Source organism: Rhodococcus huquni, assembly GCF_055231055.1.
The window spans coordinates 14,431-40,751 of sequence record NZ_JBUYWE010000015.1; the positions used below are offsets into that span (position 1 = coordinate 14,431).

The following is a 26,321-nucleotide window of genomic DNA, read 5'->3' on the forward strand; positions in this document are numbered from 1 at the left end:
TGTGATCGGGGCCACCCAAATGAGACCGTGCATGAACAGCACACATCATGGAGGTAACGAAGATGACCGCGACCACCGAAAACCTGAATCACGTCAGCTCGGTTCTTGCCGACGCTGTCGTGGACGATCGGGAGTCCGGCACATATCGGGCCAACCGGCGCATTTTCACCGACGAAGACATCTTCGAACTCGAGATGAAGCACATCTTCGAAGGGAACTGGATCTATCTCGCGCACGAGAGCCAGGTGCCCGAGCCCGGCGACTACTTCACCACGTACATCGGACGGCAGCCCGTCGTGATCACGCGAGGCAAGGACGGCGAACTCAACTGCCTCATCAATGCCTGTGCCCACCGCGGCGCGATGATCTGTCGCCGGAAGACCGACAACCGGATGACGCTGACCTGCCCGTTCCATGGATGGACGTTCCGAAACGACGGAACACTGCTGAAGGTGAAGGACCCCGAGGGTGCGGGATACCCGGACACCTTCGACGTCGCCGGTTCGCACAACCTCACCAAGGTCGCGCGGTTCGACAACTACAGAGGCTTTCTGTTCGGCAGCGTGAACGACGACGTTCTCCCGCTCGACGAGCACCTGGGCGACACCCGCACGGTGATCGACATGCTCGTGGATCAGTCCCCGGAAGGGCTCGAGGTGGTTCGCGGCGCTTCCACCTACACCTACGACGGCAACTGGAAGGTGCAGGCGGAGAACGGCGCGGACGGCTATCACGTGACGGCGACGCACTGGAACTACGCGGCCACCACATCTCGTCGTAGTACAGGCGAGTCGCAGAACGACACGAAGGCGCTGGACGCCGGCGGTTGGGGTAAGTCGGGCGGTGGCTACTGGTCCTTCCCGCACGGGCACCTGTGCCTGTGGACCTGGGCTGCCAACCCGCAGGACCGTCCGCTGTGGGACCAGATGGACAAGCTCAAGGAAGAGCACGGCGACGCCAAGGGCGAGTTCATGGTCAAGGGCTCACGCAACTTGTGCCTCTACCCGAACGTCTACCTGATGGACCAGTTCTCGACCCAGATCAGGCACTTCCGTCCCATCGCACCGGACAAGACGGAAGTGACCATCTACTGCATCGCCCCGAAGGGGGAGAGCGACGAGGCTCGCGCCCATCGCATCCGGCAGTACGAGGACTTCTTCAATGCGTCGGGTATGGCGACCCCGGACGATCTCGAGGAGTTCCGGTCCTGCCAGCTCACCTTCCGTGCGCAGGCCGCGCCGTGGAACGACATGAGCCGCGGAGCCGAGCACTGGCTCACCGGACCCGACGAGGTGGCGCAGACCTTGGGGATGACCGGCATCGTGTCGGCCGGAGTCAAGAACGAGGACGAAGGTCTCTACCCGGTCCAGCACGGATATTGGCTCGACACGATGCGCGGCGCAGTCGCCGCCGAGCAGTCCTGACCGAAGATCGAGAGATACGGATACATCGACATGACCACCGCCGAAACGAATTCTGGCACGGACGCCGCGACCTCCGGAACGAAACTCGTCACCCAGAACATGATCGAACAGTTCTTGTACCGGGAGGCGCGCTATCTCGACGATCGCGAGTTCGAGAAGTGGCTCGACTGCTATGCGGACGACGTCGTGTACTGGATGCCGTCCTGGGACGACCGTGACCTGCTCACCGAGGATCCGCAACGTGAGATCTCGCTGATCTATTACGGGAACAAGGGTGGGCTCGCAGACCGCGTCTTTCGAATTCGCACGGAACGGTCGTCGGCCACATCGCTGCCCGAGCCACGGACCAGCCACAACATCAGCAATGTCGAGGTGATCGATCGTCGCGGAGAACTCGTCGACATTCGATTCAACTGGCACACGATGTACTTCCGGTACAACACGATCGATCCGTACTACGGCACCTCGTTCTACACCATCGACTTCTCCGGTGAGCAGCCCCTGATCAGGCGCAAGACGATCGTGCTCAAGAACGACTACATCCACCACGTGGTGGACATCTACCACTTCTAGGGGCGAGGCGATGACTGTCACCACCGAAGCACGCACCGACTCCGGTGCGGAGGGGTCGGGTATGCACAAGGTCGCGCTGTCCTTCGAGGACGGTGTCACCAAGTTCATCACCTGCCGCGAAGATCAGACCGTTGCGGATGCGTCGTATCGCCAACGCATCAACATTCCACTGGACTGTCGAGACGGTGCCTGCGGAACGTGCAAGGCGCTGTGCGAGTCCGGTGAGTACGACGGCGGAACGTACATCGAAGACGCACTGTCGGAGGACGAGGCCGCTGCGGGATACGCCCTGCCGTGCAGCATGAAGCCGACTTCCGATCTGGTGCTGCAGATTTCGTCCACCTCGGATGTTGCGAAGACGGAGGCATCGACGTTCACCGGCCGGATCGCCGAACTGGAGCGACTGTCCGAGTCGACGGTGCGGATCTCGATCGACATCGACAACCGCGAAGAGCTCGCGTTCCTGCCGGGGCAGTACGTCAACATCGCCGTGCCGGGTACGGACAACGGCGAAGGTCGACTACTCACGCGTTCGTACTCCTTCGCGAACGGCCCGCACGAGGACCGGCTCGTATTCCTGGTGAAGATCACCCCCGGCGGCGCGATGTCGACGTACCTCACCGAACGTGCGGAAGTCGGTGCGCCCCTGAGCTTCACCGGTCCCAACGGCTCGTTCTTCCTTCGTGAAGCAACCCGCCCGATCCTGCTGTTGGCTGGTGGTACCGGGCTGGCGCCCATCATGGCGATGCTCCGAAAGATGCGGAACGAGGCAAGTCGGCGGAAAGTTCACCTGGTCTACGGCGTGTCCACGGACATCGATCTCGTGGCCGTCGAGGAACTGGAGAAGTTCTCCGAGGATCTGTCCGGATTCACCTGGGATCATTGTGTCTCCGATCCGGACAGTAGCGCGGTGAACAAGGGCTACGTGACCAGCCTGATCGAACCCTCCCACCTGTACGACGGCGACGTCGCGATCTATCTGTGCGGGCCACCGCCGATGGTCGAAGGTGTTCGTAAGCATGTGGCGGAGGTGGGAATCGAACCGACCGGCTTCTATTACGAGAAGTTCGCGCTCGCCGCACAGCCCGCCGCGCCGGCGGACGGTGAGACAGCGACGCCGGCGGCCCAACCCCTCGATCTCGGCACGACCGACGAGCCTGTCGTCACCGCGCCGGATGCGCGCGCGATCGCCGGGCAGGTCATTCTGCGGCCGAACGATATCGAACCGTGGACGGGGACGAAGCCCGCCCGGGGCGAGGACGACAGCCTGCTTCGCATCGCCGGCCAGCAGGTCTGGACGTCGAAGGGCGGAGCCGGCGGACTCGATCCGGACGACGGCACCCTCCTTCCCGGCGGAGGCAGGCGGATCGCCGGTCAGGAAGTCTTCGCATCACGCGACATCGAACAGGCACACGAGGTGGTTGCTGCTCCCGAACCGGAGGCCACCGCAACGACTCCCGCCACGCCGGCGCCGACAGTGGGATCGCAGGGCTACCAGATCGGTGAGGAGCACCCGGAGATCTACGAGTCCGACGCGATCTTCGAGGCCAGGGCCGCGCTCGAACTCGGCGCCCTGGAGTTGACCTTCGGACGCCTCGATTCCAGGCAGTTGGCCGGCTACCGCCTGCTGGCGGAGTCGACGATGCCCTACGTGGCGGGGGAGACCTTCGTCGATGCGGCGGAGTACACCGAATCCAATGCCAGCTTCCACGACTACCTGTTCACACTGACCGGCAACGGTCACCTTCTGGAGGCGTACAAGGCTCTGGGCGTCAAGGGCCGAATGGAGGAGGTGCTGCGTAACGCGACGTGGTGCCATCCACTGTGCGCACAGGATCACGTCGACATCGTGGCGGCTTTCGAATCCGGCGATCACGACGGCGCGCGCACCTTGATCTCGGCACACGCGGACCGGTCGAAGCAGACGATGCGTCGCGCGATGGCGGACGAGATGGCAGCGAAGACGCCCCGTTTCGTCACTCCCGGACGGTTCGCAGGCAAGGTCGTCGTCATCACCGGTGCTGCTCAAGGCATCGGCGAGCGGACGGCCCGCCGAATCGGTGCGGAGGGCGGCAAGCTCGTCCTGGCAGATCGCTCGGATCTGGTCGGCGCACTGGCAGACGAACTCGGGTCGACCGGAACCAAAGCGACACCGGCCATTGCGGATCTGGAGAGCTTCGACGGCGCGGCCTCCGTCGTGCGCACCGCGATCGACACCTACGGCCGTGTCGACGTTCTGATCAACAACGTCGGTGGTGCGATCAACTTCAAGCCGTTCGTCGAGTTCACGCCGGAACAGATTCGCGCCGAGATCGACCGCTCGCTGATGACCACGCTGTACGCGTGCAGGGCCGCATTGCCGTCCATGGTGGCGCAGGGGTCCGGAGTGGTGGTCAACGTGTCGTCTGCCGCGACCCGTGGGGTACATCGGATTCCCTACTCGGCCGCCAAAGGTGGGATCAATGCGATCACGGCTTCTCTCGCACTCGAGTACGCGGAGTACGGCATTCGGGTGACGGCCACCGCGCCGGGCGGAACGGAGGCGCCGCCGCGTCGAATCTCGCGTGGCACACCGGAACCCGCCTCGGAGGTCGAGCAGCAGTGGTTCCAGGCCCACATCGACCAGACGCTTTCGTCGTCGATGCTGGGGCGCTACGGGACGCTCGACGAGCAGGCAGCAGCGATCTGCTTTCTGGCGTCGGAAGAGGCCTCGTACATCACGGGCACCGTGCTGCCCGTCGCCGGCGGCGATCTGGGGTGAGCAGTCGAGTTTCGGTGTGAGGCCCCCCGCCTGGACCTACGATGGGAACGATGATCAGCGTGGCGCACTGTGTGGGGCGTGACCGGGAGATCGACGACCTTCTGGCGCGCACCTCGGTGGCGTCCACGGTCGACGCGGTGACGATCACCGGGGCACCCGGAATCGGTAAATCGACGATGCTGATGCGTCTGATCTCCTTGCACGCAGAAACTCACGGCGACGCCCGCACGATGTGGGCGCAATCGTCACCGTGGGAGGCGGGAACGCCCGGTGCAGTTCTGCGCCAACTCACTCAGGTGCACGGTTCGACGGCGGTCGCAGACCTCACGGAGCGGCTGGCGGGTGGGCTCGACGCCGACGAACCCACCTTGATCGTCGTCGACGATGCGGAGCACGCCGACGAAGAGTCGTTGCAGGCCTTGATCGGTCTGATTCGTCTTCGCCGTGAATTGCGCGCACTCGTCGTCTTCGCGATGACCCGTACGCCGCCCGTCCTGCAGGGGCTCGTCACCGATGTCGTTCTGTTGGACGGTCTCGACGCGGTAGCGGTCACCGAGCTTGCGACCCGGCGCGGGCTCGTTCTGCATTCGGCGATGGCCGAGAAGTTGGTCGAACACACGGATGGCAATCCCCGTCACATCGCGGCCCTGCTCGAAGAGGTGCCGGCTGGGGTCTGGGCACACCACGACACGGAACTGCCGGCGCCGCGCTCGGTCGTCGCCGATGTGCGAGACCGTCTGACGCGGTGTAGTCCGGACGCGCGGGGGATCATCGAGGCGATTGCCGTCCTCGGCGAGATCGAACCGCTGGACACTGTGGTCGCATTGGCAGGTATCCGAGATCCGTTGCCGGCCATCGACGATGCCGTCGACACAGGACTCGTGGTCGCGCGCTCCGTATCGGGGCCGGCGGAAATTCGGCCACACGTGGCGAATCCGTTGATTCGGGCCGCTGTCACCGAGTCGCTCGGCACCGCCCGCGCGGCGGAAGCCCACCGGCGGGCCGCCGAGATCGTGAGTGACCCCGTCAGCCGAATGCATCATCTAGTCGCTGCGACACCGATGGCGGATCCCGCGCTTGCCGACGATCTCGATCGTCTTGCCCGAGTCCGAGGGACCGACGGGGCGTGGTCGGAGGCGGCGGGGCTCTTCCGTCAGTCCGGTCGCCTGACGTCCGACCCCCTGCTGCGCGACCAGCGAGTGACCTTGGCGGTCGACGCGTTGCTGGCTGCGGGTGACTGTATCGGCGCGGCCGCGCTGGTCCCGACGGTGGAGAGTCTTCGTGAGACCCCTTTGCGAAACGCGACTCTCGCGTACCTGGCGATTCTCCGAGGACGTGCCGCGGAAGCGCAGGTTCGTCTCGATCGTGCCTGGTCCATCGTGAGCATCGACCGCGAACCGGAGACCGCGGCATTCATCGCTCAGCGCTACGTGTTGCACGATCTCGTGCGATGCCAGGGTTCGGAACTGGTGGAGTGGGCGGATCGCGCTGTCGCTCTTGCCGGAACGGACTCCTCGGCAGGCGTGGAGGCGGCCGCAGTGCGCGGATTGGGGCTGGCATGGTCGGGCAATCCCAGGCAGGCGCGCGCAGAGTACGACGCGATCTTCGACCGCATCGAGTTCGGGGCACAGTCGCAGCGCGTGACGATGGGGCTCGGCTGGCTTCAGGTCGGAATCGACGAGTTGGGCGAGGCCAGAGGCAATCTCCAGACTTCTGTGTCGATGGCGAAACTCGGAGGATCGAACCGCATCTCGTTGTGGGCACTGGCTTGGCTGGCCAGAGTGCAGTTTCTCACCGGAGAGTGGGACGAGGCGCTCCGGACCGTCGGTGATGCACACGCACTGGCTCAGTCCTCCGGAATCGTGCTGGCGACGCCACTGTTGAACTGGACTGCGACTCAGATCCATTCCCTGCGTGGTGACTGGGACGCTGCACATCGCTGTGTCCGAGACGCAGCCGCCGGGGCCGGGGACTACGAGATCATGCGTATCCCCGAGATGTTGGCGCGCGCTCAGATAGCCGAGGCATCTGCGGACTACGGGAAGGTTCGCCGGATTCTCGAGCCGCTGATCGACATGGCGAACGACGTTCCCGCACTTGCCTCGCCGGCATGGTGGCCGTGGGTGGACGTGCTGGCGAACGCTCTCGTGATCGACGGCCAACTCGACGCTGCCGACGAACTGCTCAGCCGGTACGAGCCCAGAATCGACAGCCGGACTCATCGTTCGGCGGCGGCGCGGATGAAGTACGCGCGGGGGCGGTACTACGGTGCGCTGGGTGATATCCATTCTGCACGAAGGACATTCGACGAGGCGCTGGAGCTGCTGGAGGGACTGCCTCTGCGCTACGACTTGGCCCGGGTCAACTTCGCCTACGGACAGACACTGCGCAGGGCGGGGAAGCGCCGGGCCGCAGATGCCGTCATCGGCGCGGCGCGTGACATCTACCTGTCGTTCGGGGCGGTCACCTACGTCGATCGCTGCGACCGTGAACTCAAAGCCGGGGGCATGCACATGCCACGTGGGGAGTCGTCCGCAGTGGGACTGACCGCGCAGGAAGATGCGGTCAGCTCGCTCGTGGCGAGCGGGCTGTCGAACCGAGAGGTTGCGTCCGAGCTCTTCATCTCCCCGAAGACGGTGCAGTATCACCTCACGCGCATCTACGCCAAGCTCGGCCTGCGGTCGCGAGCGGAGCTGGCTGCGTCGTGGCGGGACGACGCCGAGAACTGAGCCGCGCGACACTCGGTGGCAAGAACGACCGATGTAAACCAAAGGGATTCTCTACACTCTCCACAGGTATTGCCAAAACTTCACTCGGAGAACACTGTGCGCAGACCCCTCGTCGTTCTTGCCTTCGCGGCCACGGCAACAGTCATGTTGCCTTTCGGTCAGGCGTGCGCGGACCCGCTTCCGTTCGACACCGGAAGTCTGGATTCGGGCAGTCTCGGAGAGGGGCCGTCCCCGGAACAGCCGCCGTTCGAGGACACCCTGCCGGCCCTCGACGTCGAGCCCGTGCTCGACGGCCTCGACCATCCGTGGGACGTGGTACAGGCGCCGGACGGCGCGGTACTCACCGGTCAACGTTCCGGTGGATTCGTAGTGCGACGAGGCGACGGAAGTACCGGCCCGGTGGCCGCGGACCTGTCGGACCTGTATGCGCAAGGGGAGACGGGCTCGATGGCAATCGCCCTCGCCACCGATTTCGTCCAGTCGCGGAAGTTGTTCACCTGTCAGGGGTTCCAGTCCGGAGACGTCAACGACGTTCGTGTCGTGGCATGGACGGTCGACCAGGAATGGACCAGCCTCACTCGCGGTGAGACCGTGCTCGACGGAATACCGGTCAACGGCGGCCGGCACGGCGGATGCCGGATCCTGGCCGCGTCCGACGGCACTCTGTTCGTCGGTACCGGTGACACGGCCCAGCCGTCCGTACCGCAGGACCCGAACTCGCTCGGTGGAAAGACACTGCACATCGAGGCCGATGGAACTCCCGCGGCCGGCAACCCTCGTGCCGACAGCGCTGTCTACACGCTGGGCCACCGCAACGTGCAGGGCCTCGCCGAGCAGCCGGCAACCGGGCGCATCTACGCGGTCGAGCAGGGAACCGATCGTGACGACGAAGTGAACCTATTGGTGCCCGGTGGCAACTACGGCTGGCGCCCCGACCGCATCCCGTTCATATACGACGAATCCGTTCCGATGACGGACCCGATCAGAGTGCCGGGTGCACTCGGCGCGGTGTGGAGTTCCGGGCCGGAAACCTTGGCGACGGCGAGCGGCGCGTTCGTCGATGGTTCGGCCTGGGGACCGTGGGACGGCGCGCTGGTGATCGGTGCGCTCAAGGGTAAGCAACTGCTTTTCCAGCGCATCGCGGACGACGGGCAGTCGGTCGGCGCGCAGACGGTCGGTCTCGAGGGAGAGTACGGACGCATCCGCTCGGTCACTCCGACCCCGGACGGTTCGCTTCTCGTCACGACCGACAACGGTGACACGGATCAGGTTCTGCGGGTGACCCCACGAGGCTGAGTTGGTGGGACGCCTGCCCGCCCAGTCACAGGAGAGCGAGGACTCGGGCAGGCCCGCCGGAGCCGCCGGCGTGAGTGGGCGCTCCGACCATGACGGTGGCCCCTGCCGACGGAATCCTCGAGAGGTTCGCCAATACCTCGATGCCGTATTTTCCGGCGCCGAGCGCGGCCCGATGAGCCCCGTACGTGGTGCTTCGGCCGGCGTCGATACTCAACGTGTCCGAACCGATGGCCACGATATCGCGTTCGTGTACCAGGAAATCGACGGCATCCGGCGCGAATCCCGGCGTGTGCTGTGTGCCGAGCGCGTCCTGATTGGTGAAGGCGCCGGGCGTTCCGATTCGGCTCTCCCAGCCCGAATGCATGGCGACGATGCAGCGGGCGGGTAGACGGCCGTGCTGATTCTCCCAATCGAGAATGTCCTGTCGGGTGAGCAGGGCGTCGTTGTCCGCCGCTGCCCGGTCGGCGATGTCGACGACGGCGATCGGGGCCATCAGGTCTGCTGCCGGGATCTGCTCGACCGTGATGCCGTCCGCGGAGGCGTGCGCAGGTGCGTCGACGTGGGTGCCGGTGTGCTCCTCGTACCGCAACTCGTTGAGATAGAAGGCGCTTTCCCCGAGCGAACCCAACGAGCCGGTGGATCCGTTGCCGGTCGAAATAGTGGCTACCGGCAGCATCTCGAACTGGCTCGCGCCCGGCCACACCGGAAATTGTGGGGTCAAGACGTGTGTGAGGTCGACGATCGAAGTCGCGTCGGCGGGAGCAGCAGAGGCCCGCGCAGCCAGAGCCGGCGCCAAGGTGGCGCCGAGGGCCGCGCTACCGACCACCCCGAAAAGCGCACGGCGACTGACCCGAGCACTGCGGCCGATGCTTTCGTAGACATCGGACATGATTCGCGGCGAGCACACGGTCTCACTCCTTCGATCGGTATCGGTGCACAACACGATACCGAGCGAGGTGAGGCGCGGTATCGGTCACGCCATCGACGCGTGCGCGCCTTCCCACCGCTCGACCAAGTGCCCCAGGCGGCGGCCCTGGGCTCGAAGCCATTCGACACGGCTGTGGCGATCGTGAGTTCCGATCACCGCGTCGACCAGCTCGTTGGTGTACTTCGTGGTGCGCCCACCGGTCAGGAGATACAGGTGGATGGCGTCGCGGCGCCGAGGCGCTGCCTGCCAGGCCTTGTTGGCCACCGCCACCCGCGCGCCCCCACCTGGACTGACGACGTGCGCCACCAGGCCGAAGGCCAGTTCTTCGGGGCATGCCGGGTGCAGGGCGATCTTCAGTAGCCGGGGGAAGTGATGCCTCGGCATCGCAGAGCGCATGTAGCGTGCACTCTCCGCATCGGCCAGCTTCTGGAACACGTTCTCGGGAAGCATGGTTCGTTGTAACAGCACCGACGCTGCACGTTCGTCCGGCGCGACCTGGAGCAGGACTTCCTCCGGGCAGGAGGTGTTGAGAAGCGCCTGATCCTGCACGGCGTTGTTCGGGTATTCGGTGGCGATCCAGCCGATCAGAACCTGATCGGTTCCGTGCCTTGCCGTGGTCATGGCCGCGCGATGCTCGAGCGTGTAGTCGAGCCCGTACTCGACTCTGGGATGCAAGGGAAGCGATTCCACGGTGAAGTGCTGACAGGAACCCGTCTTCATTGCCGCGTTCGTGATGCTCTCGGAGTACTCCACGGGAAGGGCGAACTCTGCTCGGATCCAGGTGGATTCGCCGTCCGGCAGCACTCTCTCGAGTACCTGCCCCAAGGTATTTCGAATGCGATCGACGCCCCACCGTGCATCGCACACAGTTGTGTCGTGGGCATCGCCGATACTCGCAGTGAGTTGGACGAGATCGTCGGATAGTGCGGTTACGGTCAACTGTGCACCGTGGAGATCGGAGTGAGCGCGGCCGAACGTGTCCGGCCCGGCGAACCCGAGACTCCAGTAAGGGTGCAGCCAGGCGTCGTTCATGTGGCAACTCCCATCCCGCGCAGCGACGAGACCCTCTTGACGGCATCTCGACTCGGGCTTCGGTCGGGAAACCAGCCTCGTAGTTGCGACGAATCGCTACCGCCGATTGCTCGACGGTTCCGTTCGAGCGATGGCCGGAATGACCATCACCCAGATGAAGCGTACCGCTCGGTTGGCAATGCGTGTGGTAATCGAATCGCGAACTGCCCCGGCGATTGTCGGCGTCGGGATCCAATTGCACGGAGATTGAAGTAGCCGTGCCGTCGCTGATTCGAAGCTATCCGTGGACAATCCGGAGTTCATGCCGTTGGCATCGCTGGTGAAGTCGACATCACCCCCGGTGACCGTCCAATGCAGTGTTTACCAATAGTTAGCTGAAATCTGTGAAGTGTCCTGAATCTACTCGGAGAACAGGCATCGCCCCATGTGAACCGGGTCGAAACGCGACGTGCGCTGAACAGTGGGACTCGAACAGGTGAGCTACATGTTCAGGTCCGTCCACTCGGAACGGGTAGGGTTTGGCCTTCGATCGACGTTCACGGGGGATTCATGGTTAACGAACAGACCGAGCTCACGCCTGCGCCCGCACGGGTGCGCAAGGGCAAATGGCGGTTCAGATTCGACTTCTTCGACACGTACGGAACCCCGGGGTGGGGCAAACCGGACCCGGCGTATGCCGCTGCACTTCGTGCCCTCTCGTTCCGGGAGCGCATGAAGATCACGATGAACTTCTGCGCCGCCTTCTTCAACGTCTTCTACCTGCTCTACCTGGGTCTCTGGCGTAAGGCGATCGTCGTCTTCGTGATCGGGGTCGCGTTGGGGACGGCGACCACCGCGTTGAACATTCCGGACGGCCTCGACATGGGAATCAGCGTCGGGTGGTGGATCGCCATCGGGATGAGGACCAACGTCTACTACTACGAACGCATCGCCAGGGGACGAGAGACCTGGGGTCTGTGATGGATGCGCAAGCGCGCGAGCGAATCCTGCACGCCGACGTGCCGACCGTGGAGAAGGAACTCTCCGCGGCATTGAACGGTCTGGTGGCTGTGTATCGGGACGCGCAGGAGCGAATGCACCCCGACACGCCCGCGTACAAATGGTGCGACACCAAAGTCGCTGCTCTGCGGGACTATGCGAATTCCGCGCCGGGTCGACGTCAGTGGATCGTCGCGACGATCGAGATGGCGGAGATCGAGACGAAGCTTGCCGCGTCCTTCGTGGAGCAGGCAGTCACCACCTACGGCTTCGTCGAAGCTTCACCGGAGCCCGTAGCGCTGGCGTCCGCCGCCGGAGAGGCTTCCGCCTCGGGGGCGCCTGCATCCGAGCCACCGGCTCCGACGAAGTCCGTTCCCGCACTTTCTGCTCCCGAACAGTCGGCTCCGGTCGAGAAGCCCGACCGGTCGTCGGTGTCGGTACGGGATTCGATGTTCGTCGTGGTCACCCGCGAGGAGGTCGAGGCGGGTGATACCGACCGAATCCTGGCGCTGTTGGACGCACTCACCGATACTCCGGAGATTGCACGTCGCGCGCAAGGAACGGTCGACTTGCGATTCGACGGGTTCGACGACGAGCCCGACGAGCCTTTCGAGATCGACGAGATCCGCGACTACGTCGGGAAGTTGGACGATCGCTTCCCGTACTGGCTGTTCTTCGGGGACATCCGCACGATGTCACTGCAGACCGTCACTCAGTGCTTCCTGCCGAAGTTCCTCACCATGGACGAGCAGATTGAGCAGATCCCGCGGGAACTGAACGAACTGCTGCGCACCAGGTGGGTGCCGGCCATGAAGTACATCGCCGAGTTCGCGGGCTTCACACCCGGACTCGTGAAGTCTCTCCACGAGTCCGTACTGACCTATTACACGAAGATTCCCGCGCAGCTGCAGGACTGAACCGAGAGCCGGCTGCCGGAGGCTCAGTTGCTGGCTGCGATGCGTGCCTTCTCGAGCGCAGCGAGAGTGCGCAACACGGTGGCCCGCTGCTTGGTCAGGTCGCTCAGCCGGGCACGTGCTGCCAACCCGGCCGGCTCGCCGATCTTCGCGGTTTCTGCGTCGATGCTGCCGAGCTGATCGAGCAGCCCGGTAACGCGGGTCTCGAGGACACTCACATCGACGGAATCGGTGGGCGTCGACGACGCGGTGCGCGGCGCAGCCGAGCGTGTGGCGGGCGCCGGGCGGGCCTTCGCCGACGATGTCGTGTTCGAGCCATTGGATCCTGCCGCCTCCGCGACGACGGTCGCGGCCCGGGGGCGCAATGCCTTGCGAACGGCAGCGGCGTCAGGCAATTCGTTGAGACGGGTCTCGTTGAGCGCGCGCCGGGCGTCTCGCGCTCCGAGGCGGTGTTCGTACTCTTCGTCGTCCTCCGCCTGCAGCGTCCCGCCGATCGGGCGCAGGCCGTACATGCCGACGAACTTGCGGGCTTCCTCGATGATCGACTCTTGTTCTCGGCAGGTTCCACACCGGGGTTCGTTGCGGAACATCTCGACCGAGCGGTCGTCACCGCACCATACGCAGTCTCCTGGCGTCCACCTCCGGATGTTGCGAATCGCGTGGATATCAGTGCCCGGAGAGAGTGTTTGCGCGTCGATCACGACGAGCCACAGTAGGGGACTCGGAGCTCTCGAACCACATCCGTGAAATTGCGACCTGCAGTTCTTCCGAGTGGCGTGACGAAGATCATTCGGCGGGGGTTATGAGCGTGGAAAGTCTGTGCAGCACAAACTTTTCCGACCAGATGGTCTGAAAACGACTGTGCGCCTTCCGGTAGCAGAAGCTACCGAAAGGCGCACAGGTGGGGTGTGTGTCAGGCGTGTCCGTTGAACAGCGAGGTGACGGAGCCGTTCTCGAAAACTTCCTTGATCGTCTGTGCCAGCAGCGGGGCGATGGACAGCACGGTCAGAGTCGGGAACTTCTTCGACTCGTCGATCGGGAGCGTGTTGGTCACGATGACCTCGCGCGCGCCGCAGTTCGCGAGACGCTCGGCAGCAGGATCGGAAAGGACACCGTGCGTGGCGGCGATGACGACATCGGCCGCGCCGGCTTCCTTCAGGATCTTCACCGCACCGGCGATGGTGCCGCCCGTGTCGATCATGTCGTCGATCAGGATGCAGGTGCGTCCCTCGACGTCGCCGACCACACGGTTGGACTTGACCTGGTTCGGGACCAGCGGATCGCGTGTCTTGTGGACGAACGCGAGCGGCGCGCCGCCCAGGGTGTCCGCCCACTTCTCGGCCACGCGCACGCGACCGGAGTCGGGGGAGACGACGGCGATGTTGTCGGTGCTGTAGTTGGCGCGAATGTAGTCCGCCAGCTGGCCCTGTGCGTGCATGTGATCGACGGGGCCGTCGAAGAAGCCCTGAATCTGATCGGTGTGAAGATCGACCGTGATGATGCGGTCGGCGCCGGCCGTCTTGAGCAGGTCGGCGATGAGACGAGCCGAGATGGGCTCGCGTCCGCGGTGCTTCTTGTCCTGGCGGGCGTAGGGGTAGAACGGCAGGATGGCGGTGATGCGCTTCGCGGATCCACGCTTGAGAGCGTCGATCATGATGAGCTGCTCCATCACCCACGTGTTCAGCGGTGCCGGGTGGCTCTGCAGAACGAAGGCGTCCGAGCCTCGTACGGACTCCTCGAAGCGGACGAAGATCTCACCGTTGGCGAAATCACGTGCCGTCTGCGGCGTCACCTGAATGTCGAGTTCCTTCGCGACCTGTTCGGCCAGCTCCGGATGCGCACGACCCGAGAAGAGCATGAGATTCTTCTGGTTGTCGATCCAATTCGAGGTCACTGCTCGTTGCCATCCTTTTGATCTGCTGCATTCTGTCTTCCCGCTGCCGATGCTGCCTCGGCTGCGGGTGTACCTGGGCGGTTTCTCTCCACCCAGCCGTCGATATTGCGCTGTCGTCCTCCGGAGACGGCAAGCGCCCCCGGCGGTACGTCGTTGCGCAACACCGTGCCGGCTCCGGTGTATGCACCGTCACCGACCTGCACCGGAGCGACGAACATGGTGTCCGACCCGGTCCGGACGTGCGACCCCACCACAGTACGGCTCTTGTTCACGCCGTCGTAGTTGACGAACACACTCGACGCACCGATGTTGCTGTGCCGACCGATTGTGGCATCACCGACGTATGTCAGGTGGGGGACTTTGGAGTGGGCGCCGATATCCGCGTTCTTGGTCTCGACGAACGCGCCCAGTTTGCCGGACTCGCCGAGCACGGTGCCGGGCCGCAGATATGTGAACGGGCCGACCGTGGCGGAGGCGCCGATGGTGGAAGCGCTGCCGTGCGTGCGTACGACGGTGGCGCCCTCTCCGACCGTGACGTCCTCGAGTGTGGTGTCCGGCCCGACGACGGCGTCTTCGCCGACGGTGGTGTTGCCGTGCAGGTGCACACCGGGCTGCAGGGTGACGTCGCGAGCGAGGGTGACGTCCACGTCGATCCAGGTATTGCCCGGGTCGACGATCGTGACTCCGGCCCGCATCCAGCGTTCGAGAGTGCGCCTGTTGAGTTCTCCGGCGAGGACCGACAACTGGACACGGTCGTTGGCTCCGGCGACCAGGAGGGAATCGTCGACCATTCGGGCTCTGACGGTCTTGCCGGCCCGGCGCGCGATGGCGATGACGTCGGTCAGGTACAGCTCGCCCTGCGCGTTGTCGGAACTGAGTTCGGACAGTGCGGCACGAAGTGTTGCCGCATCGAAGGCGTAGACACCCGAGTTGACCTCGGTGATCGACTTCTGCGACTCGGTGGCGTCGGCTTCCTCGACGATCGCGTTGACCTCGCCGTCGGTGGTCCTCAAGATGCGGCCGTAGCCCTTGGGCTCCGCGGCGGTGGAGGTCAGGACCGTCACGGCGGCGGCCGGCGATTCGTTGTGGGTGGCGATCAATGCGGCCAGTGCATCGCCGTCGAGTAGCGGTACGTCTGCTGCGGTGACCAGAACCGTTCCGTCGAAGTCGTCGGGAAGTGCGGAAAGACCGCACCCCACTGCGTGTCCGGTGCCGTTCTGCTCTTCCTGGACAGCGGTGACGACCGAGTGTTCGGAACGGGTGGCGAAGTCTTCGACCGCGGTGGTGACCAGCTCTCGATCGTGACCGACCACGGTCACCAGATGCGCCGGAGCGACGGACGCCGCCGCGTGCAACGAGTGCGAGAGCATGGTGCGGCCACCGAGGGTGTGCAGAACCTTGGGTGTTTTCGACCGCATCCGCGTTCCGGCGCCTGCGGCTAGGACGACCACGGCGGTCTGCACTGGCATGAAGCTCCCTCGGGGTCGTTCAGCTGGCTCGGGATATTCGTCTGGCTCTGGTGGAAACCCGCTCCGCCGCCAGGATTCGAACCTGAACTATCTGAACCAAAATCAGAGGTGCTGCCTTTACACCACGGCGGATTACCGCCCGAACCGATGCGAGACCCGTCCGCGCGTGAGAATCCTCGCACGAAGACCCGCCGTAGGTCGAACCGCTCCGGCGATTGCGGGTGGTGGAACGGATAGAGTGGGTGCCACCTGCGGCGATCGGACGGTCGATCCCATCCCACTCGGCGCACGTGATTCGAGAGGAACGGTGACAACAGTGTCTCGACCAGCCCGACAGGACGGGGTCGAACAGCGGACGGTCCGTATCCGGATGACCGGAACGGAGCGTCGACAGCAGCTCATCCAGATCGGACGGACCATTTTCGCCGAGCGAGGCTACGACGCGGCGTCCATCGAAGAGATCGCACAGCGGGCGAATGTCTCGAAGCCGGTCGTCTACGAACACTTCGGGGGCAAGGAAGGCCTGTACGCGGTCGTGGTCGATCGCGAGATGTCTCGACTCCTCGAGATGGTCATGTCCTCCTTGACGCAGAACCGTTCCCGGGTTCGTGTCGAGAGGGTTGCGCTCGCACTTCTCACTTACATCGAGGACCACACGGACGGATTCCGCATCCTGGTCCGGGACTCGCCGGTAGCCGCCCCGGACGGTACGTATTCGAGTCTTCTCAACGAAGCGATCAACAAGGTGGCGCACCTCCTTGCGAGCGACTTCTCGAAGCGAGGGTTCGATCCGGACCTCGCCCCCATGTACGCGCAGGCCCTCGTCGGCATGGTGTCGACCGCCGCGACCTGGTGGTTGGACGTCCGAACACCCTCCAAGGAAGTGGTGGCCGCCCACCTGGTCAATCTGTGCTGGAACGGACTGACGAACCTCGAGGCGGATCCGGTACTCCGGGACGAGCCCGCTTGAGTCGGACCGGTTGCTCGCAGATTGCGCGGCAGCCGGCCCATCGGCTCGAGTACTACTGCCCGTGTTGTCCATGCGGTAACGGCGAGCGCCTCTCGCTGCGATAACCCCCACGACGCACGATCGCGCGCGCAGCTCGTCGTACGACGGCGAAGGCCATTGGGGGAGTGGTATGACGGATTTCGACAACGAGACGATGCTCTCCGGAGGGGAACTCGCACGGGTTCCCGAGGTGCAACGCGGCGTCGACATGGTCGCCGAGGCCGCGCGGACGTGGGCGCAGGACGTCGATGCGCGGGCGCGTTTTCCACGAGAGGCCGTTACGACGATGCGGGATCGGCAACTCATGACGTGTGCATTTCCACGGTATCGAGGTGGGTACGGACTGTCCCTTCGCGAGATCGCGGCGGCGGTGCGGACCATCAGCAGTAGGTGCGCTGCGACGGGGATGGTTTTCGCGACGCACCAAATCCAGGCCATCACACTGCTGCGGCACGCCCCGGGCTCGGAGTTGGACGAATTTCTCGGTGAGATGCTCGAACAGCAGTACTTGCTCACGGCTGCGACCGCCGAGTTGGGTTCCGGGGTGATCGTCGAGCGAGCCGGATACTTCGATCTCACGAAGCATGCGCGAATGGTGGCCTATGCCGAGTACTGCGACGCGATCCTCGCAACGGCGAGGCCGGCCGAGTTCGGGTCATCGGCGGGTCAGGTTCTCGCCGTGTGCCGGATGCAGAATCTCACTCTCGAACGCACGTCCGACTGGGACGTTCTCGGCTTGCGCGGTGTGCGTGCACCCAGTTTCGTCGTGCGTGCCGCAGTGACCCGAGACCTGGTCGTGTCGACCCCGTATTCGCGGATCTTCGCGGAGACCGTTCGTCCCGTCGCTTACACCCTGTGGGCAGCGGTGTGTCTCGGGATCGTCGATGCCGCGCTCGGCAAGGCCGACGATCATGTGGCATCGGAGGACGCGGGAAGGTCGGCGCGCAGGCGTGAGAGTCGATTGCGCTTGTCCGACGCCGAGGCGGGCCGGGCCGAGTTCACCGAGCTCGTCGACCGAGCCGCCGACCGCTTCGACGACCGTGACCGGCGCGGCGTTCCGGATCCGGATTCGTTGGATGCGGTGGCCGAATCGCTCGAGGTCGACAATCTCGAAGTGATGGCCTCGAGATACGTGGTCGACCTCGTCGCGGCGGCCCTGACGATCTGTGGGGTGGACGGATACCGCAGCACCGGAGATTTCACCGTCGAACGGCAGGTGCGGGATGCGCACGGTATCGCCCTACTCATGAACAATTACCGGATCGTCACAGACCCGGTCTGACCGGGCGGTGTCGGCCGGATCGACTACTCTGGTTCAGTCCGCTACCGGCTGCCCGGGCGAATGCGCCGACGACGACACCGACGCGGCCCGAGCTGTTCGTCACCGGTGCGGCCGAGCTGCTCGTAACCACTGCTCAGGAGTGTTTCGCTTGTCCTCACCGCTCGCTGTCGATTCGCACTCGGCCGATACTCCGCTCGCGGGCCTTGCGTCCGTGGCGGTGGAAGACGCCGTGCTGGGCGAGATCATCGAGCGGATCGGGGCCGCCGAACTCGACATCGTTGCGCCCGGCGCCGCGCGCCCCTTCGTGGCCGCTGCGCTCGCCGCACGAACTCAGCTGCTACTGGTCACCGCGACCGGGCGCGAAGCGGACGATCTGACGGCCGAGCTCCGCGAGATGATCGGGGGCGGCGTCGCGCAGTTCCCCTCGTGGGAGACGCTGCCACACGAGCGGCTCTCGCCCAGCGCGGACACGGTGGGCCGCCGACTCGAGGTGTTGCGGCGGCTCGCCCGCCCGGACGACGAGTTGTACGGCGAACCGCTTCGAGTTGTGGTGACCACGGTTCGTTCCCTGGTGCAGCCGATGGCTCCCGGGCTCGGCGAGATCGAGCCCGTCGTTCTTCGGGTGGGGGCGGAACTCGACTTCGAGGGCCTGACGCAGCGGCTGGTCGAGATGGCCTACACCCGCGTGGACATGGTGGGTAAGCGTGGTGAGTTCGCGGTGCGCGGCGGCATCCTCGACCTGTTCGCGCCGACGGCCGACCATCCGGTGCGTGTCGAGTTCTGGGGCGACGAGGTCACCGAACTGCGAGCATTCTCCGTCGCCGATCAGAGGTCGCTGCCCGAACTCGAACAGAACGCGGTCGTCGCCCCGCCGTGTCGGGAACTGCTGTTGACGCAGGACGTGCGCGATCGGGCGGCGCGACTGGCCGAGGACAATCCGGCGGATGCCGCGCTCGTCGAGATGTTGGACAAGATGTCGGGCGGAATCCCGGTGGAGGGCATGGAGGCCCTGCTGCCGGTTCTGCGGCCGGGGCAATTGCAGTTGCTCACCGACGTGATGCCCGGCGGTGCACACATCGTGCTCTGCGACCCGGAGAAGATTCGTACTCGCGCAACGGATCTGGTGCGTACCGGTCAGGAGTTTCTCGAGGCGTCCTGGACGGCGGCGTCCATCGGCGGAGCGGCTCCCCTGGACACTTCGGTATTGAAGGGTGACGGCATCGATCTCGGTGCCTCCGCGTACCGCTCTCTCCGTCAGATCCGGGAGGCTGCAGAAGAGACCGGCCGGCCGTGGTGGACCGTGAGTCCTCTCGCCTCCGGCAGCGGCGACCAACTCGAACTCGCTCTGCAACCCGCCCCACAGGTGCGCGGCTCCGAGGAACTGCTGTCGGAGCTGTTCGTCAGCCTGCGCGCGCATGTCACCACGGGCGGGCGGGCCGTCGTCGTCGTCGCCGGCTCGGGAACCGCCCACCGCATCCTCGAACGTCTCCGCGAAGCAGAGGTGCCGGCAGCCGAACTGCCGGCGGGGCAACGGCCACCTCGCGGACAGGTGGGAGTTCTGTGCGGTTCACTGCACGACGGACTCGTGCTTCCGGGCAGTGACTCGATACCGGGCCTCGTGGTGGTCACCGAAGCCGACCTCACCGGCAATCGAGTTGCGGCTGTCGGTGACGGCAAACGTCTTCCTGCCAAGCGTCGCAACCAGGTGGATCCGCTCGCTCTGACGGCGGGCGACATGGTGGTGCACGACCAGCACGGCATCGGACGTTTCGTGGAGATGGTGGAGCGAACCATCGGCGGCGCCCGACGCGAGTATCTCGTCATCGAGTACGCGGCCAGCAAGCGCGGCCACCCGGGCGATCGGCTGTTCGTACCGATGGAGTCCCTCGACCAGCTCTCCCGCTATGTCGGTGGTGAGCTGCCCGCACTCAGCAAACTGGGTGGGTCGGACTGGACGAACACGAAGCGCAAGGCGCGCAAGGCGGTCCGAGAGATCGCCGGTGAACTCGTGCAACTGTATGCGGCAAGGCAGGCCGCCCCCGGACACGCGTTCGGTCCGGACAGCCCGTGGCAGACGGAGATGGAGGACGCTTTCGCGTTCACCGAGACGCAAGATCAGCTCACGGTCATCTCCGAGGTCAAGGCCGATATGGAGAAGGCGGTCCCGATGGACCGTGTCGTCATCGGTGACGTCGGGTACGGCAAGACCGAAATTGCCGTGCGCGCTGCATTCAAAGCCGTCCAGGACGGCAAGCAGGTGGCGGTTCTGGTACCGACCACACTTCTCGCTCAGCAGCATCTGCAGACGTTCAACGAACGCATGGCGTCGTTCCCGGTGAAGGTTCGCGGGCTGTCCCGCTTCACCGACGCGGGAGAGTCGAAGGAGATCATCGCGGCGATGGCGGAGGGTGAGATCGACATCGTCGTCGGCACCCACCGTCTGTTGCAGACGGGTGTTCGCTGGAAGGACCTGGGCCTCGTGATCGTGGACGAGGAGCAGCGGTTCGGCGTCGAACACAAGGAACACATCAAGGCGTTGCGTACTCACGTCGACGTGCTCACCATGTCGGCCACCCCGATCCCGCGAACCCTGGAGATGAGCATGGCGGGCATCCGGGAGATGTCCACCATCCTCACGCCACCGGAAGAACGGCATCCCATCCTCACCTATGTGGGGGCATATGCGGACAAACAGGTGGCCGCGGCCATCCGGCGTGAACTTCTGCGCGACGGCCAGGTGTTCTACGTTCACAACCGGGTCAGCTCCATCGACAAGGCAGCGAAGAAGATTCGTGAACTCGTCCCCGAGGCGCGCGTCGTCGTCGCACACGGCCAGATGAACGAGGACCGTCTCGAGAAGACGGTGCAGGGATTCTGGGAGCGTGAATTCGACGTTCTGGTGTGTACCACCATCATCGAGACCGGTCTGGACATCTCGAACGCCAACACCCTGATCGTCGAACGCGCGGACTCGCTGGGCCTGTCGCAGTTGCACCAGCTGCGTGGTCGTGTGGGGCGTAGTCGCGACCGCGGCTACGCCTACTTCCTGTATCCGCCGGAGAAGCCGCTCACGGAGACCGCCTACGACCGCCTGGCCACGATCTCGCAGAACTCCGACCTCGGCGCAGGTATGGCCGTGGCCATGAAGGACCTCGAAATCCGCGGCGCCGGAAACGTTCTGGGTGCTGAGCAGTCGGGTCACGTGGCCGGGGTCGGCTTCGACCTGTATGTGCGGTTGGTCGGCGAAGCAGTGGAAGCGTTCCGTGCGGCGGCGGACGGGCGCCCGATCACCACGGACGATGCACCGAAGGAAGTCCGGATCGATCTACCGGTGGACGCTCATATTCCGCCCGACTACGTCACGAGCGACCGGTTGCGACTCGAGGGCTACCGCAAGTTGGCGGCGGCCAACGACCACGAGGGGATCGACGCCGTGGTGGACGAATTGGTCGACCGCTACGGTCCGTTGCCGGAAGAGGTGCGTCGCCTGATCTCGGTCGCCAAGCTGCGCTTGCTCGCTCGCGACTACGAGATCGAGGAAATCGCCGTGGTGGGCACCCAGATCAAGATCTCACCCATGCAGTTGCCCGATTCCAAGCAGATGCGACTGAAGCGGATCTATCCGAGTGCGCAGTACCGCGCGACGACCGGCATGGTGCAGTTGCCACTGCCCCGTTCGGGCAGCGGCGGAATAGGTGCCGATCGGGTGCGGGACGTCGAACTGCTCCAGTACATCGCCAATTTCGTTCTCGCGATGGACGGTCGCGCCGCCGACGCGGTCGTCATGGAGGCGTGACGGCATGACGGTGATACTCCTCGACCCACGTCGACCGTCGACGATCCCGCTCGCGGCGATCGGTCTGGTGGATGGGGGAGTGCGGTTCACCGACGAGGTCCCCGAGATGGCGCGTGTGCATCTGTCGGAGGCGCTCGATTCCGACGTTCTCGTGTCCACCGACTGCGAGCACGAGGCGGTGCGTGCGCGTATCGCAGCCGGGGACACCGTGATCGCTGCGCCGACGGTGGCGGGTGACGACGTGTCCGAAGCCGTCGAGGTGATGGATCGTCTCTGGAGTTACGGCGGCTGGGAAGTCGCCCAGACTCACAAGTCCCTCGCTCACTACCTCGTCGAGGAGACCTACGAAGTGGTCGACGCCATCGAGGCCGGCGATACGGAGGCACTACGAGAAGAGCTGGGGGATCTGCTGCTGCAGGTGCTCTTCCACTCTCGAATCGCTTCGGCTGCTGAGCACTTCGACGTGGACGACGTGGCTTCGACACTCGTCGCGAAGCTCGTCCATCGAAGCCCCCACCTCGCCGAGGACGTGGTCGGTCCCATCGACATCGCCGAACAAGAGCGCGCGTGGGAGATACGAAAGGCCGCAGAGAAGGCTCGACCCTCGACCATGGACGGTATTGCGCTGAGCCAGCCGGCGGTCGATCTGGCGCGCAAAGTCATCCATCGCGCCGCCCTGCCGGACGAATCGGTTCCGGAGCAGTTGTCGACGGGCATCGCGGAGGTGGCGGATGCCGAAGACCGATTGCGCAGCGCGGTCACTGCTTTCATGGAACGTATTCGCGTCGCCGAAGCCGAGGCCTCGGGCGGCCGCAAGGTGAACGGGGCGGTCGAGGATTGGCGAAGCTACCTCAGGTGAACAGTCCCTGGCCCCAGAACTCGCCGTCGCGAACCCCTGGCGGACAAGCGAAAAGGGCCGATCCGACGTGCTGGATGTACTCGTTCATGGCGTCGCTGCGCGCAAGGTTCATCTGCATGGGAACGAACTGATCGACCGGGTTGCGGCAGTAGGCGATGAAGAACAGGCCCGCGTCGAGGTGTCCGAAACCGTCCGTGCCGTCCGTGAAGTTGTAGCCGCGCCGCAGGATCTGGATGCCGTCGAGTTCGTGCGCGGACGCCAACCTCACGTGTGAGTCTGTCGGCAGAAGTGGACTGTGCCCCTTCTTCGCATCGAAGTCGACCTCGTCGAACTCGTCGGTGCCACCGAGAGGTGCACCCGTTCCCTTGACGCGCCCGATGACGGCTTCCTGCTCCATCAGCACCGCCCGATCCCACTGCTCGATGAGCATACGAATTCGGCGGGCCACCAGGTACGTTCCGCCGCCCATCCACGGTTGGTCGTCTTCGCTGCTCGCCCACACGAAGTCGTCGACCGTGTCCGGCTGCTCCGCCTTGATGTTGTTGGTGCCGTCCTTGAAACCGAACAGGTTTCGCGGTGTCGCTTGTGCCGTGGTCGTGGACGAGGTTCTGCCGAATCCCAGCTGCGACCAGCGCACGGATGCGGTCCCGAATGCGACCCGAGCAAGATTTCGGATCGCGTGCACGGCGACCTGCGGATCGTCGGCGCACGCCTGGATCGCGATGTCGCCGCCGGAGCGGGCCGGGTCGAGATTGTCGGCGGGGAAGTGGGGGAGGTCCGTCAATGCTTCCGGTCTGCGGTCGGCCAACCCGAATCGATCGTCGAACAGCGAAGGACCGAATCCGATCGTCAGCGTCAGCGACGACGCGCCGAGTCCCAGCGCCTCGCCCGTATCGCTGGGCGGTGCGTAGGCGCCGTCTCCGAGCGCGCCGTCCTCCGTGGCTTCCAAGCCAGCCGTCATTCGTCGAGCCATGTCGGTCCACGTTTTCAGTAGGTCGACCACCTCGTCCCGCGAATCGGTGGTGACATCGAATGCGACGAAGTGCATCCGATCCTGCGCGGGCGTCACGACACCGGACTGGTGCTCACCGTGGAATTCGACGACGGTGTCTTCCGGGTCGTCTTCGGCCGGCGATGTTGCACGGCCCGCGACGGCGCCGGCCCCGACGAGCGCCGCTCCCGCCCCGAGTCCGCCGAACAGGCGGCGGCGGGAGATGCCGTGAGATGCGTGCTGGTCCTCGGTCATCGATTCACTCCGCTACGACGCCCTGAACCTGGCTGACCTCCGCCGACAACGCGTCGATCTTGCGCGAGAGTTCCTGTCGCTGTGGTTCTGTGACGGTGTCGTAGACGACGAAACCGTCGCCCTGCCGATACTGCGCCAGTTCGTCGTCGAGTTCGGCGAACCGCTGGGTGATCTTGTCGGCCAGCTCCGGGTTGCGCTCTTCGATGATGGGTTGGAGGGCGGCAACGGCGGCCTGCGATCCGTCCACGTTCGCCTGGAAGTCCCACAGGTCGGTGTGGGAGAAGATGTCTTCTTCTCCGGTGATCTTCGAGGTGGCGATCTCGTCGAGCAATCCCTGTGCGTCGCCGGCGATCTTGGTGGCGTCGATGGTGTAGTCCTCGGCATCGACCTGGTCGGCCAGGTATGCGATGTCGACGAGCAGTTGATCGGCGACCGCGTTCGTGTCGGGCTGGGGGCCGGTCACCCACAGGTCCTTCTCCAGACGGTGGAAGCCGGTCCAGGCCTGGCCTTCTTCGAGGTCTGCTTCACGAAGGTCGAGTTTGGGATCGAGTTCGCCGAAGCTCTCGGCCTCGGGCTCGATGCGCTCGTAGTAGGTGCGGGTCTGCGGGAACAGTGCTTTCGCCTGGTCGAGGTTCCCCGACTCCACGGCGTCGACGAATGCGGCAGCCGTGTCCTGCAGTGCGACCACCTGGCTACGGATGTAGCGCCGGTATCCGTCGGCAGCCTGTGCGAGCTGTCCCGTCTCGTCCTCGGCGGCCTGAGAATCCCCGGACACGGTGAAGCTCTGACGGATGCCGTTGCCGACCATTCCCGGTTTACAGGCGAGCTGATACTCGCCTGCCTCGGGCAGGGAGACGATCAGTTCGCGTGTCAGACCGGGACCGACGTTCTCGACCTCGCCCATCGCTCGGTCGCCCTCGGCGTAGACGTAGAACTCGGTGACCTTGGATCCGTTGTTGGTCACCTGGAACGTCGAGGTTCCGGTGGAGCCGCTGTCGGCGGAGACGTCGCAGGCGTCGTCGGTTGCCGTCACCGCGATGTCACCGGCATCGGCCGTCGACTTCTCGGTGCAGCCCGACAGTACGACGGGCACGATCGCGGCCGTCGCGAGTGCCGAGATGGTCGTTCGCTTCATGCGTTGCCTTTCACGGTGACAGGAGCTGCGGGGCGTAGGAACAAGTACATGACGACGACCAGGTAGACGAGCCAGGCGGTGGCCTGCAGAAGCGTCGGATCCGGTCGGAAGTTGAAGATCCCGGCCAGCACGGTGCCGTACCAGCTGGACGAGTCGAACACGCTGCCGAGATCGAAGGTGAGAGTGGAGCCACCGGGGAGCACTCCGCCGATCTGCAGGGCGCGGACGCCGTACGAGAGGATTCCGGCCGCAACCACGACCAGGAACATTCCGGTGTAGCGGAAGAACCGAGCGAGATCGATTCTGATCGCACCGAAGTACAGGCCGATGGTCAGCCCGAAGGCGACCAGGATGCCGACGAGCAGTCCGACGATCGGCCAACTGCTACCGCTGGTGTTCTCGGCGTAGCCGACCATGAGGAGAGCCGTTTCCACGCCTTCGCGTCCGACCGCGAAGAAGGCCAGCGCGAGCACGGCTATCGGCCCCGCTACCAGTGCCCTGTCCATGCCGTCGCGAAGGTCCTGGGCGATGGAACGAGAGGCCGTTCGCATCCAGAGCACCATGCCGGTGACGATGACGACCGCAACTAGGGAGGAGATGCCCGCAATGATCTCGGCGACCAGGCCTGTCACCGTCGACGTTCCGAGGTGAATGATCAGAAAGATGATCGCGACCATCGCCACGGCAGCGCCGACGCCGGCCCACACCCATTTGAGTGCGTCGCGTCGATCGGTGCGGACGAGGTAGGCGACGAGCACCATCACGACGATTCCGGCCTCGAGGCCCTCACGGACGCCGATGAGTCCACTTCCGAAGAGTTGGGTGGCGATCGAAGGCGTGCCGGCAGCGAGAACGGTCACGAGATCTCCTCCGATTCGGCGTGCTTTGGTTAGGCGTACCTCAGGTACGAGAAGAAGATAGCGCAGCGTTTCGTAAAGGAATAAGCCTTGACGTCTTCTTTGCCAAGTCTTGAGTGAGCCTCGTCTCGAATTCGGA

19 protein-coding genes and 1 tRNA gene are annotated in these 26,321 nt (G+C 64.8%); 11 read left to right on the top strand and 9 right to left on the bottom strand.

Annotation, left to right across the window (positions count from 1 at the left end; genetic code table 11):
• Positions 1–62: 62 nt before the first annotated feature.
• From benA to ACZI8R_RS19875, 5 genes are all read left to right on the top strand, one after another.
• The gene (benA, locus tag ACZI8R_RS19855) at positions 63–1,424 is read left to right on the top strand and encodes a benzoate 1,2-dioxygenase large subunit (RefSeq protein WP_463381390.1); all 1,362 of its coding nucleotides are present in this window, start codon (positions 63–65) and stop codon (positions 1,422–1,424) included.
• A gap of 30 nt (positions 1,425–1,454) precedes the next feature.
• Positions 1,455–1,997: a benzoate 1,2-dioxygenase small subunit gene (benB, locus tag ACZI8R_RS19860; RefSeq protein ID WP_463381391.1), complete on the top strand. Its 543-nt coding sequence runs from the start codon at positions 1,455–1,457 to the stop codon at positions 1,995–1,997.
• 10 nt (positions 1,998–2,007) lie between these two features.
• Positions 2,008–4,758, top strand: a complete 2,751-nt coding sequence (benC, locus tag ACZI8R_RS19865) for a benzoate 1,2-dioxygenase electron transfer component BenC (RefSeq protein WP_463381392.1) — start codon at positions 2,008–2,010, stop codon at positions 4,756–4,758.
• A gap of 50 nt (positions 4,759–4,808) precedes the next feature.
• Complete coding sequence (locus ACZI8R_RS19870) at positions 4,809–7,487, top strand: helix-turn-helix transcriptional regulator (RefSeq protein WP_463381393.1); 2,679 nt, start codon at positions 4,809–4,811, stop codon at positions 7,485–7,487.
• Between the two features lie 96 nt (positions 7,488–7,583).
• On the top strand, positions 7,584–8,783 hold the full coding sequence (locus ACZI8R_RS19875; RefSeq protein ID WP_463381394.1) for a PQQ-dependent sugar dehydrogenase: 1,200 nt from the start codon (positions 7,584–7,586) through the stop codon (positions 8,781–8,783).
• A gap of 25 nt (positions 8,784–8,808) precedes the next feature.
• Here ACZI8R_RS19875 and ACZI8R_RS19880 read toward each other — a convergent pair whose 3' ends face one another.
• Complete coding sequence (locus tag ACZI8R_RS19880; protein WP_463381395.1) at positions 8,809–9,690, bottom strand: cyclase family protein; 882 nt, start codon at positions 9,688–9,690, stop codon at positions 8,809–8,811.
• 66 nt (positions 9,691–9,756) lie between these two features.
• Positions 9,757–10,743 carry a hypothetical protein gene (locus ACZI8R_RS19885; RefSeq protein ID WP_463381396.1) on the bottom strand — a complete coding sequence of 329 codons (987 nt, stop codon included), beginning with the start codon at positions 10,741–10,743 and terminating at the stop codon, positions 9,757–9,759.
• A 549-nt stretch (positions 10,744–11,292) separates the two neighbouring features.
• Between ACZI8R_RS19885 and ACZI8R_RS19890 the strand changes: the two genes are divergently transcribed.
• Positions 11,293–11,703, top strand: coding sequence for a DUF2628 domain-containing protein (locus ACZI8R_RS19890; protein WP_463381397.1), 411 nt, complete (start codon positions 11,293–11,295; stop codon positions 11,701–11,703).
• Entirely contained in the window at positions 11,703–12,638 is a 936-nt protein-coding gene (locus tag ACZI8R_RS19895) for a hypothetical protein (protein ID WP_463381398.1), read from the top strand. Before ACZI8R_RS19890 ends, ACZI8R_RS19895 begins: the two co-directional genes overlap by 1 nt.
• 23 nt (positions 12,639–12,661) lie before the next feature.
• Here ACZI8R_RS19895 and ACZI8R_RS19900 read toward each other — a convergent pair whose 3' ends face one another.
• The 4 genes from ACZI8R_RS19900 to ACZI8R_RS19915 all read right to left on the bottom strand — a co-directional run bounded on the left by ACZI8R_RS19900 (position 12,662) and on the right by ACZI8R_RS19915 (position 16,130).
• On the bottom strand, positions 12,662–13,336 hold the full coding sequence (locus ACZI8R_RS19900) for a hypothetical protein (RefSeq protein ID WP_463381399.1): 675 nt from the start codon (positions 13,334–13,336) through the stop codon (positions 12,662–12,664).
• 212 nt (positions 13,337–13,548) lie between these two features.
• Positions 13,549–14,529 (bottom strand): ribose-phosphate diphosphokinase, encoded by a 981-nt coding sequence (locus ACZI8R_RS19905; protein WP_463381400.1) that lies wholly within the window; start codon positions 14,527–14,529, stop codon positions 13,549–13,551.
• Positions 14,526–15,998 (bottom strand): bifunctional UDP-N-acetylglucosamine diphosphorylase/glucosamine-1-phosphate N-acetyltransferase GlmU, encoded by a 1,473-nt coding sequence (gene glmU / locus ACZI8R_RS19910; protein WP_463381401.1) that lies wholly within the window; start codon positions 15,996–15,998, stop codon positions 14,526–14,528. The genes ACZI8R_RS19905 and glmU overlap by 4 nt, the downstream gene beginning before the upstream one ends.
• A 61-nt stretch (positions 15,999–16,059) precedes the next feature.
• Positions 16,060–16,130: transfer RNA gene (locus ACZI8R_RS19915), tRNA-Gln, on the bottom strand.
• Between the two features lie 238 nt (positions 16,131–16,368).
• Between ACZI8R_RS19915 and ACZI8R_RS19920 the strand changes: the two genes are divergently transcribed.
• From ACZI8R_RS19920 to ACZI8R_RS19935, 4 genes are all read left to right on the top strand, one after another.
• Positions 16,369–16,968, top strand: a complete 600-nt coding sequence (locus tag ACZI8R_RS19920; protein WP_463381421.1) for a TetR/AcrR family transcriptional regulator — start codon at positions 16,369–16,371, stop codon at positions 16,966–16,968.
• A 169-nt stretch (positions 16,969–17,137) separates the two neighbouring features.
• Positions 17,138–18,289 (top strand): acyl-CoA dehydrogenase family protein, encoded by a 1,152-nt coding sequence (locus ACZI8R_RS19925; protein WP_463381402.1) that lies wholly within the window; start codon positions 17,138–17,140, stop codon positions 18,287–18,289.
• Between the two features lie 148 nt (positions 18,290–18,437).
• Positions 18,438–22,085: a transcription-repair coupling factor gene (gene mfd, locus ACZI8R_RS19930; protein ID WP_463381403.1), complete on the top strand. Its 3,648-nt coding sequence runs from the start codon at positions 18,438–18,440 to the stop codon at positions 22,083–22,085.
• A 4-nt stretch (positions 22,086–22,089) separates the two neighbouring features.
• Positions 22,090–22,944: a nucleoside triphosphate pyrophosphohydrolase gene (locus ACZI8R_RS19935; RefSeq protein ID WP_463381404.1), complete on the top strand. Its 855-nt coding sequence runs from the start codon at positions 22,090–22,092 to the stop codon at positions 22,942–22,944.
• Here the strand turns inward: ACZI8R_RS19935 and efeB are convergent.
• The 3 genes from efeB to efeU are packed head-to-tail and all read right to left on the bottom strand — an operon-like array spanning position 22,937 to position 26,185.
• On the bottom strand, positions 22,937–24,190 hold the full coding sequence (gene efeB, locus ACZI8R_RS19940) for an iron uptake transporter deferrochelatase/peroxidase subunit (protein WP_463381405.1): 1,254 nt from the start codon (positions 24,188–24,190) through the stop codon (positions 22,937–22,939). The two genes, ACZI8R_RS19935 and efeB, sit on opposite strands and share 8 nt — an antisense overlap.
• A 4-nt stretch (positions 24,191–24,194) precedes the next feature.
• Entirely contained in the window at positions 24,195–25,325 is a 1,131-nt protein-coding gene (efeO, locus tag ACZI8R_RS19945; RefSeq protein WP_463381406.1) for an iron uptake system protein EfeO, read from the bottom strand.
• On the bottom strand, positions 25,322–26,185 hold the full coding sequence (gene efeU, locus ACZI8R_RS19950; RefSeq protein WP_463381407.1) for an iron uptake transporter permease EfeU: 864 nt from the start codon (positions 26,183–26,185) through the stop codon (positions 25,322–25,324). Before efeU ends, efeO begins: the two co-directional genes overlap by 4 nt.
• Between the last annotated feature and the right edge of the window lie 136 nt (positions 26,186–26,321).